Origin of the sequence: Limosilactobacillus alvi (genome assembly GCF_016900115.1) — a bacterium.
Taxonomy (GTDB): Bacteria; Bacillota; Bacilli; order Lactobacillales; family Lactobacillaceae; genus Limosilactobacillus; species Limosilactobacillus alvi.
In genome coordinates, this window is the sequence record NZ_JACJJQ010000045.1 from 1 (window position 1) to 12,083 (window position 12,083).

13 protein-coding genes are annotated in these 12,083 nt (G+C 43.9%); 12 read left to right on the plus strand and 1 reads right to left on the minus strand.

Features of this window, described 5'->3' with window-relative positions; all coding sequences use genetic code 11:
• Positions 1-650 precede the first annotated feature (650 nt).
• From H5993_RS08020 to H5993_RS08030, 3 genes are all read left to right on the plus strand, one after another.
• Positions 651-2,489: an APC family permease gene (locus tag H5993_RS08020; protein ID WP_204776955.1), complete on the plus strand. Its 1,839-nt coding sequence runs from the start codon at positions 651-653 to the stop codon at positions 2,487-2,489.
• A 51-nt stretch (positions 2,490-2,540) separates the two neighbouring features.
• Positions 2,541-2,798 carry a hypothetical protein gene (locus H5993_RS08025; RefSeq protein WP_204776956.1) on the plus strand — a complete coding sequence of 86 codons (258 nt, stop codon included), beginning with the start codon at positions 2,541-2,543 and terminating at the stop codon, positions 2,796-2,798.
• A gap of 403 nt (positions 2,799-3,201) precedes the next feature.
• Positions 3,202-4,584, plus strand: coding sequence for an MFS transporter (locus tag H5993_RS08030; RefSeq protein WP_239458053.1), 1,383 nt, complete (start codon positions 3,202-3,204; stop codon positions 4,582-4,584).
• Positions 4,585-4,653: 69 nt separating this feature from the next.
• On the opposite strand, the gene H5993_RS08035 is transcribed toward H5993_RS08030, so the two are convergent.
• A complete protein-coding gene (locus H5993_RS08035; protein WP_204776958.1) occupies positions 4,654-5,295 on the minus strand; it encodes a YigZ family protein in 642 nt (213 codons plus the stop codon).
• A gap of 66 nt (positions 5,296-5,361) precedes the next feature.
• On the opposite strand from H5993_RS08035, the gene H5993_RS08040 reads away from it, so the two are divergent.
• The 9 genes from H5993_RS08040 to H5993_RS08080 form a co-directional block, all read left to right on the plus strand.
• Positions 5,362-6,678: an ATP-dependent helicase ComFA gene (locus H5993_RS08040; protein WP_204776959.1), complete on the plus strand. Its 1,317-nt coding sequence runs from the start codon at positions 5,362-5,364 to the stop codon at positions 6,676-6,678.
• Entirely contained in the window at positions 6,675-7,361 is a 687-nt protein-coding gene (locus H5993_RS08045; RefSeq protein WP_204776960.1) for a ComF family protein, read from the plus strand. The genes H5993_RS08040 and H5993_RS08045 overlap by 4 nt, the downstream gene beginning before the upstream one ends.
• Before the next feature lie 198 nt (positions 7,362-7,559).
• Positions 7,560-8,108, plus strand: coding sequence for a ribosome hibernation-promoting factor, HPF/YfiA family (gene hpf / locus H5993_RS08050; RefSeq protein WP_180870475.1), 549 nt, complete (start codon positions 7,560-7,562; stop codon positions 8,106-8,108).
• 156 nt (positions 8,109-8,264) lie between these two features.
• The gene (gene dnaX, locus H5993_RS08055) at positions 8,265-9,968 is read left to right on the plus strand and encodes a DNA polymerase III subunit gamma/tau (RefSeq protein WP_204776961.1); all 1,704 of its coding nucleotides are present in this window, start codon (positions 8,265-8,267) and stop codon (positions 9,966-9,968) included.
• 22 nt (positions 9,969-9,990) lie between these two features.
• On the plus strand, positions 9,991-10,299 hold the full coding sequence (locus tag H5993_RS08060; protein WP_204776962.1) for a YbaB/EbfC family nucleoid-associated protein: 309 nt from the start codon (positions 9,991-9,993) through the stop codon (positions 10,297-10,299).
• The gene (recR, locus tag H5993_RS08065) at positions 10,299-10,898 is read left to right on the plus strand and encodes a recombination mediator RecR (RefSeq protein WP_204776963.1); all 600 of its coding nucleotides are present in this window, start codon (positions 10,299-10,301) and stop codon (positions 10,896-10,898) included. The genes H5993_RS08060 and recR overlap by 1 nt, the downstream gene beginning before the upstream one ends.
• Before the next feature lie 2 nt (positions 10,899-10,900).
• Positions 10,901-11,149: a YaaL family protein gene (locus H5993_RS08070; protein ID WP_180870468.1), complete on the plus strand. Its 249-nt coding sequence runs from the start codon at positions 10,901-10,903 to the stop codon at positions 11,147-11,149.
• Positions 11,150-11,158: 9 nt separating this feature from the next.
• The gene (gene tmk, locus H5993_RS08075) at positions 11,159-11,797 is read left to right on the plus strand and encodes a dTMP kinase (RefSeq protein WP_204776964.1); all 639 of its coding nucleotides are present in this window, start codon (positions 11,159-11,161) and stop codon (positions 11,795-11,797) included.
• A gap of 94 nt (positions 11,798-11,891) precedes the next feature.
• A partial coding sequence (locus H5993_RS08080) for a MerR family transcriptional regulator (protein WP_204776965.1) occupies positions 11,892-12,083 on the plus strand: 192 nt, incomplete at its 3' end.

Consider the following 12,083-nt stretch of genomic DNA (forward strand, 5'->3'; position numbering starts at 1 on the left):
TCATTTCCTATACTCGAACTCGTAGTCCCACAACCTGAAAATCAAAATATCAAAGCAAAGATAGCGGAGGTCATTTTGTGATACGGACTCGCAGTCCCTGAGGCTATGGACGACCTTAGCTCTATCTTTAGGGTAATAAAAAAGTCCAGGATGGTAAAATTCATCCTGAACTAATCTTAGGTTGTTTGCATCTCCGAATGTTACTCAGTAACTAAGGTCAAAAAGCACGGCCTTAGCGGATAAGTGCGAACGAAAGGCTGATTCTAATGAATCAACCTTTGTCCTTCTTATCCCAACCAGGCCGTCAAGGAGCTTTTTTCCCAACCTCTCTTTTGCATCTCCGAAGGTTACTCAGCAACTACGGTCAAAGCAGGAGCTGAATGGCAGTTACTTCCCTGACGGTCGCACCAACCAATTCAGCCTTACATGGGCAACCAGGTCGTCAAGGAGCTTTTTTCCATCCTCTTTAATTTTATGGTACTGGTTATTTCTATCCATTTTCGCACGGGAATGAGACATTTCATCCATAAAAACTTGTCTTTTGAATAGGGATTGCGTTACAATTTAGCAATGGCCCCACGTTGTACTAGATGATAACGTGGGGTTGAAATCTTGAAAAGAGAAATTTAAATTAATATAGGAGAGAAATCATGTGGCGGTATCTTAAACGCGTTTTGATTGGGAAACCGTTGAAGACCCTCGATGAAGGTCAAGCCCACCTTACTAAGTTTAAGGCCCTTGCCTTACTATCGTCAGACGCTTTATCGTCGGTCGCCTACGGTACAGAACAGATTACGACTGTTTTAGTTACCCTTTCAGCAGCGGCAATTTGGTATTCGTTACCGATTGCGGCGGTTGTTTTGATCCTTTTGTTGGCGATTACCTTATCGTACCGACAAATTATTAATGCCTACCCAAGTGGTGGGGGTGCCTACGTGGTTGCAACTAAGAACTGGGGGAGCAACGGTGGTTTGATCGCTGGGGGCTCACTATTAGTTGACTATATGTTGACCGTGGCGGTTTCCACGACCTCTGGAACTGAAGCCATAACTTCAGCCATTCCAAGCCTGTACAAGTATTCAGTTGCAATCTCAATCATTATTGTTTTCTTGATCATGTTTTTGAACCTCCGGGGGATGAGCGAGAGTGCTAATTTCTTAACCATTCCGGTTTACTTCTTCGTGGTTATGATCTCAGTCATGATTATTTGGGGTTTTTATAACATTTTCACTGGGCACGTTGCTTATCATGCAACAGCCGACTTTGGTCAACCAGTTGCTGGGATTTCACTAGTCCTTTTGATTCGGGCTTTCTCAGCTGGTTCAGCTTCTTTGACTGGGGTTGAAGCAATTAGTAATGCGGTGCCAAACTTTAATGAACCAAAAGAAAAAAATGCGGCTAATACGTTAGCCATTATGAGTTTAATCTTGGCGGCTTTCTTCGCTGGGATTACCTTCATGTCTTTCTACTTTGGGATTATTCCAAATCCCCGGGCAACGGTTTTATCTCAAATTGCAGCCACGGTCTTTGGCGGTCATGGAATCGGCTTTTATCTTTTGCAATTAGCAACGGCGATGATCTTAGCGGTCGCTGCTAACACTGGGTTCTCAGCTTTTCCAATTTTGGCATACAACATGGCCAAGGATAAGTTCCTTCCCCATGCCTTTATGGATCGAGGGGATCGGCTTGGTTATTCCAACGGAATTATCATTTTAGCCGTAGGCGCAGCGATCTTAATCGTTATTTTCCATGGCCAAACGAACCTCTTAATTCCACTTTATGCGGTTGGGGTTTTTGTCCCATTTACCCTTTCACAATCAGGGATGATTATCCACTGGTTCCGGGAACGAGAAGGAATTTGGCTTGGTAAGGCAACGATCAACTTGGTGGGGGCCTTAATTTCCTTGGCCTTAGTGATCTTCTTGTTCTGGCAACATTTTAACAATGTTTGGCCATACTTAATCATTATGCCAGTGCTGATGTACTTGTTCCATAAGATTCACAGCCACTACATCAAGGTTGGTCAACAGTTACGAGTTGCTGAAAAGACGAAGGTTCAACTTCACGATTATGATGGAGCAACTGTAATTGTTTTAGTTGGTAACGTAACCCGAGTGACCCGGGGAGCAATTAATTATGCTCGTTCGATTGGGGACTACGTAATTGCGATGCACGTTTCCTTTGACGAAAATCCGGGTAAGGAACACAAGACGGCAAATGAATTTAAGGCGGAATACCCCGATGTTCGGTTTGTGGATATCCACTCCTCCTATCGGTCGATTGCCACGCCAACGCTCCGGTTCGTTGATGTGATTGCTAAGCGAGCGGAAGCTAAGAATTACTCAACGACCGTTTTAGTTCCACAATTTGTCCCGAAGCACCCATGGCAATTAGTTTTGCATAACCAGTCGGCATTGCGCTTGCGCACACTATTAAATAGTCGGGAAAACATCATTGTTTCGACTTATAACTATCACTTGCACGAATAAGAGGTTTAAATTCAGTGCCTCTTAATTTCCCGGGAAATTAAGGAGAGGTTAATGCTTAACCGAAGAGTTATTGCGGCGATTATGGCCCTGTTAGGAATTATTTTGATGGCTTCTTTTTCCATTCAAAGCGAATGGTTTCATTCGGGGATTCTGGGAATTCTCGGAAGTGGCTGTGTGATTAGTGCCTACTTAATCTTAAATTGGAAACAGTGGCAAGCTAAAGATCACCGGGTTCGCTCGGTTACTTATACTTTACTAGCCCTTTGTTTAATCCTAATCTTTCTAAGATTTGGCGAGGCCTTGATATAAAAAAACGCGAAAAGTTAAATTGGGGTGTTAGAAATACTTCCTCCATGCTTAGCTTTTCGCGTTTTTTTACTTAAAAATTAGCTAGTCAGCTAGCTAAAATGAGTGCGGAATGGGTTTGGATCAATTACTTAGCTGACTAGCCCAAGCAGTTAGCAAGTCCCAAGACAAACGAACGGGAATTTCATATTCAACGGTTAACAACGCCAAAATTGAACCAGTGTTTGTGAGTCAAAATTTGATCAGTGGCGGAAGGTTGTCTATTTGACAGCTGAAACTGGGAAATTTTTCCTAATAATTAAAGGTTATCTTTATCAAATGGAAAGTAAACTTAGTGTTAAACTTAATTCTGAAAAATTAACGGTGGTTAAACGGTCATTAATGTAAATAGTGAAGGAAGATGACAATGAGTAAGACAATTCAAGTAGCTCCTCGAGTGATTGCAGCCATTGTGGCTACGGGGTTATTAACGTTTAGTGGGATTATTGTCGAGACGTCAATGAATATCGCCTTTCCGACTTTAATGCGGGACTTTAACGTACCTACCGACCAGGTTCAGTGGATGACTTCGGCTTACTTATTAGTAATTGCCATTATTGTTCCGACGTCAGCGTATTTAAAACAGTCCTATCCGATGAAGCGCTTATTTGTAGTTGCTAATTTACTCTTTTCAAGTGGTATTTTTATCGATGGGTTAGCCATAAATTTCTCAATGTTACTCGTTGGCCGGATAGTGCAAGGACTAGGGACCGGGATTGCCCTCCCGTTAATGTTTAACATTATTTTGGAACAAGTCCCCAAGGAACGCCTTGGCTTAATGATGGGAATCGGTAACTTAATCCCGGGAATTGGACCGGCTTTAGGGCCAACTTTTGGAGGAATTGTTGTGACCCAGCTTGGTTGGCGAGCCGTTTTCTTTAGTTTAGTTCCGGTCCTAGTCGTTTCTCTCGGCTTAGGAATTTGGGGTATCCAACAATCAAGTGCGCTTGAACAAACCCAGTTAGATTGGGGGAGCTTATTACTGATCATTTTACTGTTTGTTGGTTTTGTCACTGGTTTTGTCAATTTAACGAATAATGCCTTTTTAAGCTGGCAAGTTGGGGGAATGTTACTTCTGGGATGTTTAGGTTTAATGGGTTTGTTTAGTCATACCTTCCGAATCGAACGGCCGCTTTTGGATCTGCGCTTATTTAAGCATCGGCGCTTTAGTTGCTTAATTTTGATGTTCTTTTTAACTCAGATGTGTTCGCTTGGTTTAGCCTTCTTGTTGCCCAATTATATCCAGTTAGCAAATCATCAATCTGCCTTTTTAGCTGGAGTAATCGTTTTGCCCGCTGGTTTAGGCGGCGCTTTAGCCGCTCCAATCGGTGGCCGTTTGTTAGATCGCAAGGGACCGTTTTTGCCGATTGTAAGTGGCGAAAGTTTAATGTTGCTATCTTTGGTTGGCTTACTAAGCCTGGGAGCAGTTAAAACTAGTTGGGCTATCGGATTGGTCTACATTTTTTATATGGCCGGAATGGGGATGTCGATGGGGTGCATCATGACGACTTCCTTAAGTGGTTTAGACCACCAAAGCCAGGCCCAAGGGAATGCGATCTTAAATACCCTCCAGCAATTTGCTGGATCAATGGGAACTTCCTTAATTGCGATGATCGTTGCTCAAGCCCAACTTAATCATTCAAGCCAACTTGGAACCCAAATTGGGACCCTTCACGGTTATTTGCTACTTATCATCAGCAGTGTCATCATTCTCGGAACAGGTTTGGTGACTTTACGGAAAACAAACTAAAGTTGAGAAAATAGGCCACTAATTTGAAGGTTGATGTTTTAACCTTTAAATTAGTGGCCTAAATTATTTTTAATTAACTTCAACCTCATGAAAACTCAGCTCACCTTTATGGATTGTGAGTTGGTTATTAAAGCGGTTGGTGAGTTCAGTGATGTAATGCTCAGCATCGGCTTCATCGACGTAAACATGAATGATAACGTCAGTACCATAGTCTGGAGTAGCTTGAGCTAGCGTTTCTTGATTGAGGTAGTAGTTGACTTGGTCATAAAGCGAGTAAGGAGTAGTGATGTCGAGGGTTACTTGTTGGATCCGTTTGATGATCCCGGCTTGATGGATTGCTCCAGTGGTGGTGTTGCTATAAGCCCGGATTAATCCACCAGCACCAAGCTTAATTCCGCCAAAGTACCGGGTAACAACGGCACAGACATCGTGGAGATGTTCCATTTTTAAGGCTTCTAAGATGGGAACCCCGGCCGTGCCGCTCGGCTCCCCATTGTCACTTTCGCGTTGAATCTGGTCTTGGTCACCCAGCAAGTAGGCAAAACAATTGTGGTTAGCCTTCCGGTTGGCTTTGCTAGTTTCGGCGATAAAAGCTTGCGCTTCGGCTTCACTTTTAATCCGGGTTAATGAACAGATAAAACGGGATTTTTTAATTACCACTTCATGGGTTGTTCCCGTTTTAATGGTGAGATAGGGAAAATTTTCTGACATTTTTTTGCTCCTTAAAAAATGTAATTTCAATTTTTTTACGTATATATAAAGTAGGGGGGTGAAAAAATGGAAAAGGAACTTTTGTATGGACGACGAGAATTAGTTCCCATTATCCAGGTTGCCAAAGATTTAACTGCGGTTTCGGTCCTACCAACCATGGAAATTAAGGGCGGAATGATCCGCTGCTGTCGTTGTAATCATCAATTTGTCAAGGATCAAGTGGCCTTACCAAACCAACAGTATTATTGTCCGGCTTGCATTAATCTTGGCCGGGTTTCAACATTATGTAAATTTTACCATGTTGCTGAACCAAATCAATTTAACCCGCCAGTAACCATTTTGAAGTGGCAGGGGGAGTTATCACCACTCCAAGTTAAAGCGGCTGAAACGGTGAAGGCGAAAATGGCGGCTCATGCTCATCACTTATTGTGGGCAGTAACTGGGGCGGGCAAGACGGAAATGACCTATCCCGCGATTGCCCAAGCGTTAGCGAAAAAAGAACGGGTGGCGATTGCTTCGCCACGGATCGATGTTTGCCGAGAACTTTATCCCCGATTTAAACGAGATTTTAATGTTGAAATTGCCTTATTGTACGGTGGTATGGAAGAACCATATACTTATCGGCAATTAACGATTTGTACCACTCACCAGTTGTTACGTTTTTACCACGCCTTTGATCTTTTAGTTGTGGACGAAGTTGATGCTTTTCCGTATGCGATGAACCCAGAGTTATTATTTGCAACTCAGCAAGCTATTAAGCCAAAGGGGGGGCTTTTGTTAATGACGGCCACTCCAGATCAACGCTTGCTCCAACGGGTTCGAAAAAAAGAACTATCGATTAGCTACCTACCACTCCGTTATCATCGCCATCTTTTACCGGAAATCCACCCAGTCATAGTTGGTAATTGGCGGAAACGGGTTACTAAGGGGAACTTGCCAACGAGCCTAATTACCTGGATCAAGCGGCGACTGAATGAAAAACGAGAATTTCTCTTCTTTGTCCCTCACATAGCGGATCTATCGGGGGTGGCAGCAATTTTGCGGCAACGGTTTAAAAATATTCGTTTTACTACGGTTCATGCTGCCGATCCGGACCGGGCCGCTAAGGTAATGCAGATGCGACACCACGAATTGGATTTTCTGATTACCACCACGATCTTAGAGCGGGGAGTAACCTTCCCGGCAATTGATTTATTAGTGTTGGGGGCTGATGATCCGATCTTTTCACCAGCAGCTTTGGTGCAAATTGCAGGACGGGTTGGGCGGTCACCCCAACGACCAACTGGAAACATAACTTTCTTTATTGGTGCTTATGCGAAAAATGTTACTCAAGCAATCCACCAAATTAAATTAGTAAATCGAAAGGGGCGCTGCTTGCAATGAAAAACTGTTTACTATGTAATCGCCGCTTAAATTGGCAACCAAGTTTTAAGGCCCTCCTGCTGTTAGGCGACATTCAAGTACCACTGGTTTGTCAAACCTGCCGAGCGAGTTTTCAAACTTGGCAGAGTCCTCATTGTGTCGGTTGTGGGCGAACTAGTCCGCGTGGTAAATTGTGTACGGACTGCCAACGTTGGCAACAACAAGGGACCCCAATGATCGAAGTTACTACCTGTTATCAATATAATTCGGCGATGCATGACTTTATGCAACGTTATAAATTTCACGGTGATTATCGCTTACGGCAGGTTTTTCGGACGCAACTTACGCAACGGGCAAAGCAGTTAGGTGATTATTTTGTGCCGGTCCCGGTGAGCCAGATGACGATGCTCACCCGGGGCTTTAACCAAGTCGCGGGGCTGCTAGATTTAAAGCTTACGCCATTACTGTCAGTGAAAGCGAAAACCAAACAAGCTCAGTCAACCAAGACGCGGGCCGAACGGTTAGCCACCAAGCAGCCCTTTGAAATTACAAAAGGGATTTCGCTGCCGCAAGGTCCAATGGTCTTGATTGATGATATTTACACTACCGGGCGAACCTTTCATCACGCAATTGAGGCCTTGCACGCAGCTGGATGTCAAGACATTAAAGGCTTAGTTTTAGCCGCGGCAAGATTAAATAATTAAAATGAACCAAAAATCGATAAAAATTGAAAAATTTGCTAATTTTTACGCTTTGAAACGAATTTCCTAAGAAAAAGAAAACGATTCCGATAAGCATTGTATATTTTAATTTATTCCTCTATAATATAGGTAAGATATCAAGGAAAGGGCTTTCTTGATATTAACAAGCCTAGTTGCTTGTGCTGAAAGGAGAGAGGTACAATGCTACAATTTAATATTCGCGGAGAAAACGTTGACTTAACTGATGCGATCCGTGACTATGTTGTAAAACGGATCAGTAAGTTAGAAAAATACTTTGAGGATAACGTTGAAGCGACTGCCCACGTCAACTTGAAGGTGTACACTAACAAGCAATTTAAGGTGGAAGTAACGATTCCACTTCCATACTTAACTCTTCGGGCAGAAGAAACTTCCAACGATATGTATGCAAGCATTGACTTGGTGACCGATAAACTTGAACGGCAAATCCGGAAGTACAAGACGAAGGTAAATCGTAAAGCTCGTGAAAAGGGCTTCAAGGGACTTGAATTCGTCGCAACTCAAGAAGAAGAACCAACTTCGCCTACTGATTCCTTAAAGATTGTGCGGACGAAGCAAATCTCTTTGAAACCAATGGACTCAGAAGAAGCTGTGCTTCAAATGGATATGTTGGGCCATGATTTCTTTGTCTTTGAAGATTCTGAAACCAACGGTACTAGCATTGTTTACCGTCGTAAGGACGGCCGGTATGGTTTGATTGAAATTAACTAAATTGTGTGATGAACATTTCGTTAGCGTTTGAAATGTAAATCGTCAATCCGGAAAGGGACCCGCGGGTTGCTTTCCGGATTTTTTCGTTTCCTACTACCTATAAAAGCTTGTATAATGGATAGAGTAATCTTTGCAGCAAGGAGGAAAAAATGTAAAATGAGCTATCAGGCTTTGTACCGGGTATGGCGCCCCCAACGGTTTAGTGACGTTGTTGGGCAAGAGCTAGTGGTTACGACTTTAAAAAATGCCATTATCACTAATCAAATTAGTCACGCCTACCTCTTTGCCGGCCCCCGCGGAACTGGGAAAACGTCGGCGGCTAAGATTTTTGCTAAAGCTGTTAACTGCCATCATCAAGTTAATGGTGAACCTTGTAATGAATGCGAAACTTGTCAGGCTATTACTAATGGTCAACTAAACGATGTCATTGAAATTGACGCGGCTTCTAATAACGGAGTTGAAGAAATTCGAGACATTCGCGATAAGGCTAAGTATGCACCAACCCAGGCGGACTACAAGGTTTATATTATTGATGAAGTGCATATGCTTTCGACGGGGGCTTTTAATGCCTTGTTAAAGACCTTGGAAGAACCCCCGGCCAACGTGATTTTTATTCTGGCAACGACGGAACCACATAAGATTCCACTAACGATTATTTCCCGGGTCCAACGCTTTGATTTTCGGCGAATTAGCCCCCAAGATGCTTTTAACCGGATGAAGTTTATCCTCGATCAAAAGCAATTGCAATATGATGAAAAAGCCCTCTGGGTCATTGCTAATGCGGCCGAAGGGGGGATGCGGGATGCACTAAGTATCCTAGATCAAGTGCTCTCCTTTAGCGATAATCAGGTGGAATTAAAAGATGCCCTCTTAGTTACTGGGAGCGTTACTAAACAGCTGTTAAAAAAGTACTTTTTACAAGTAGCAGCTGGTAAGAGTGCGCAGGCGCTTACGACAATGGGAGAAATATTAGACCAAGGAAAAGATGGCCAACGCTTTATCGAAGACCTGATTTCCTTTATCCGGGATGTGCTCTTATACCAAGAGTCGCCGGAGCTCCTGCATGTCGAAGCTACCGGGTTAACTACCGAAGACTTTGATGAATTGATCAAGGTGGCAGATGCCCAAACCTTGTATTCAATGATCGATACCTTAAATGATATTCAAGAAGAAATGCGGTTTACGACCCACCCAGATGTCTATTTGGAAGTCTTAACGGTCCGGTTGAGTCAACAAAAAGCACCAACTCAAGCGAATGCCAAGGTTGATAACCAAGTTGTCAACCAACTACAACAAGAAGTTGTGACTTTGCAAAAGCAAATACAAGATTTACTGAAACGCTCAACTGTGCCAGCAATGAGGCGGCAACAGCCAGTGGTCCAGCCAAAAACGACTCCACAAAGTCATTTCCGCTTGAACTTGGAACAGGTTTACCAAGTCCTTGATCATGCCACAAAGGGGGATCTTACTAACCTCCGTGACTTATGGGGAGACGCTTTAAGCTTACTTGATTCAGCTCAAAGTTCCTTAATTCGGATGGCAAAGCCAGTGGCGGCAAGTCCATCCGGAGTGGTCGTCGCTTATGAAAACGCCTTTCTGCTAGAGCAAGCTGCCGGTGGTAGTCTCGCTGAAAGTCTGGGAAAGGCGCTGGAACAAGTTAGCGGGACGCACCGGACCGTCGCCTTTGTGCCGAGTGAGCGATGGCCCAAGATTCGGCAGGATTTCTTAACCTCACGGGGATATTATGATAAGAAGGCAGCGGCGGCCCCGGCTGAAAAGCCAAAAACGCCGGCTGATCCCATTGTTGCCCAGGCTCACCGCCTTTTCGGGACTGATGGGGTTAGAGTTGAAGACAATTAATAAATAAAGGATGGTAAAAAATATGATGCGCGGAATGAACATGCAACAAATGATGAAGCAAGCCCAAAAGATGCAAAAGAAAATGATGGAAGAACAAGCTGAAATTGCGGCGCAATCATTCACGGGGGTGGCCCCCGATGACATGGTCAAGGCTACTTTTAGTGGGGACAAGAAATTGACTGACTTACAAATTAAGCCGGAAGCGATTGATCCTGATGATCCAGATATGTTAAGTGACTTGATTGTCGCTGCCGTTAACGATGGCTTGGCAAAGGTGGACCAAGCAACCCAAGCCAAGCTCGGTAAGTACACGAAGGGCTTAGGTCTCTAATGCAGTATCCAGAACCAATTGCGAAGCTGATTGCTTCTTACATGAAACTCCCCGGAATTGGTGAAAAAACGGCAACCCGTTTGGCCTTCTTTACCCTGGGGATGGAAGATGATGACGTTAAAGAATTTGCGCAATCTTTGGAGGCCGTCAAGCGGGATCTTCATTATTGTTCAGTGTGTGGCAATATTACCGAAGATGATCCTTGCCCAATTTGTAAGGATGCTTCCCGAGATCAAACGACGATCCTGGTAGTTGAACGCTCCCGCGATATCATGGCGATGGAACGAATGAACGAATACCATGGTTTGTATCACGTCCTTCATGGAACGATCTCACCAAGCGCCGGGACGGGGCCGATGGATATTAATATTCCATCCTTGATTGAACGGTTAAAGCAGCACACTGAGGTCAATGAAGTGATTGTGGCTACAAATGCTTCATTAGATGGGGAAACTACCGCCCAATATTTAGCCAAGTTGATTAAGCCGGCCAAGATTAAGGTTACGCGGCTGGCCCACGGACTTTCAGCCGGTTCAGATATTGATTATACTGATGAAGTTACCCTCTTTAAGGCAGTTCAAGGTAGAACGGAGATGTAAGAATGGCTTTGTTTACACGTCATCACCATATTAAGCAGGAGACCGATCAAGACCTCCTACAATTGATTTACGCTACCAAAGCCAGCTGGGACCATGCCAAGGAAACAGCCCGGGCGGTTTATGAAAGTCAAGTTGATACGGAGTTAGTTGAGCGTACCAAACTCCAAGAACAAAAGTACCTGTATTTATATGATAAAGCTCGGCAACGTCATTTGCATGGGCAATTGAACGATGGCGTAATTCAAAATTAGGTGATCAGCATGGCAGAGAAAGGAATTTTTATTTCGTTTGAAGGCCCAGATGGTGCTGGCAAGACGACGGTTATGACGGCGGTGGCGGATTACTTTAAGCAAAAGCTCGGGGTTGACCAAGTCTTAGAAACGCGCGAGCCAGGAGGAACTCGGATTTCAGAACAAATCCGCGATGTCCTCTTTGATGATCAAAATACGAACATGGATCCCCGAACGGAAGCTTTACTCTTCGCGGCCGCTCGGCGGCAATTAGTGGTTCAAAAGCTAAAACCATTTTTAGCAGCGGGGAAGCTGATCCTGGCTGACCGGTACGTTGATAGTTCAGTGGCCTACCAAGGGGCGGGCCGGCATCTTGGAGTCGACCAGATCTGGGATTTAAACCAGTATGCGATCGATGGATGCTTACCGCAACTAACGATCTATCTTGATCTACCGGTCCAAGTGGGAATTGAACGGATTGCTAAGTTTCGGGCCGATCAGGTTAATCGCCTGGATAAAGAAACGCTAACTTTCCATGAAGCGGTCCACCAGGCTTTCGACCAACTGGCAACCCGACATCCCCAACGGATCGTTAAGATTGATGCCACCCAGCCCAAAGAAAAGGTAATTCAAACGGTTTTAAAAACGATTAATGACCGTTTCTTTTAAGAAGCAAGGAGTAGATAATAGTTAAATGAAATATAGTAAATTATAATCAAATGCTATATAATACTCGCAGAAAGAAGAATATGGGGCGAGTATTATGTCTAAAATATTAAAGCCAAAAGATATGGCTGAAAAATTGGGGGTTACAGTACTAACTCTCCAACGTTGGGATAATAAAGGAATTCTAAAAGCTCATCGAACACCAACCAATCGAAGATATTATACAGAAGAACAATACTTGCAATATATTGGGATGTCCGAAAATGTACAGGATCGCAAAACAGTAGCC

What these genes read in the sequence shown, in the direction of transcription:
- tmk (WP_204776964.1), top strand. Translation starts at nt 11,159, where the DNA reads ATGGCAGAGAAAGGAATTTTTATTTCGTTTGAAGGCCCAGATGGTGCT.
- H5993_RS08025 (WP_204776956.1), top strand. Translation starts at nt 2,541, where the DNA reads ATGCTTAACCGAAGAGTTATTGCGGCGATTATGGCCCTGTTAGGAATT.
- recR (WP_204776963.1), top strand. Translation starts at nt 10,299, where the DNA reads ATGCAGTATCCAGAACCAATTGCGAAGCTGATTGCTTCTTACATGAAA.
- H5993_RS08040 (WP_204776959.1), top strand. Translation starts at nt 5,362, where the DNA reads ATGGAAAAGGAACTTTTGTATGGACGACGAGAATTAGTTCCCATTATC.
- H5993_RS08070 (WP_180870468.1), top strand. Translation starts at nt 10,901, where the DNA reads ATGGCTTTGTTTACACGTCATCACCATATTAAGCAGGAGACCGATCAA.
- H5993_RS08035 (WP_204776958.1), bottom strand. Translation starts at nt 5,295, where the DNA reads ATGTCAGAAAATTTTCCCTATCTCACCATTAAAACGGGAACAACCCAT.
- H5993_RS08020 (WP_204776955.1), top strand. Translation starts at nt 651, where the DNA reads ATGTGGCGGTATCTTAAACGCGTTTTGATTGGGAAACCGTTGAAGACC.
- hpf (WP_180870475.1), top strand. Translation starts at nt 7,560, where the DNA reads ATGCTACAATTTAATATTCGCGGAGAAAACGTTGACTTAACTGATGCG.
- dnaX (WP_204776961.1), top strand. Translation starts at nt 8,265, where the DNA reads ATGAGCTATCAGGCTTTGTACCGGGTATGGCGCCCCCAACGGTTTAGT.
- H5993_RS08060 (WP_204776962.1), top strand. Translation starts at nt 9,991, where the DNA reads ATGATGCGCGGAATGAACATGCAACAAATGATGAAGCAAGCCCAAAAG.
- H5993_RS08030 (WP_239458053.1), top strand. Translation starts at nt 3,202, where the DNA reads ATGAGTAAGACAATTCAAGTAGCTCCTCGAGTGATTGCAGCCATTGTG.
- H5993_RS08045 (WP_204776960.1), top strand. Translation starts at nt 6,675, where the DNA reads ATGAAAAACTGTTTACTATGTAATCGCCGCTTAAATTGGCAACCAAGT.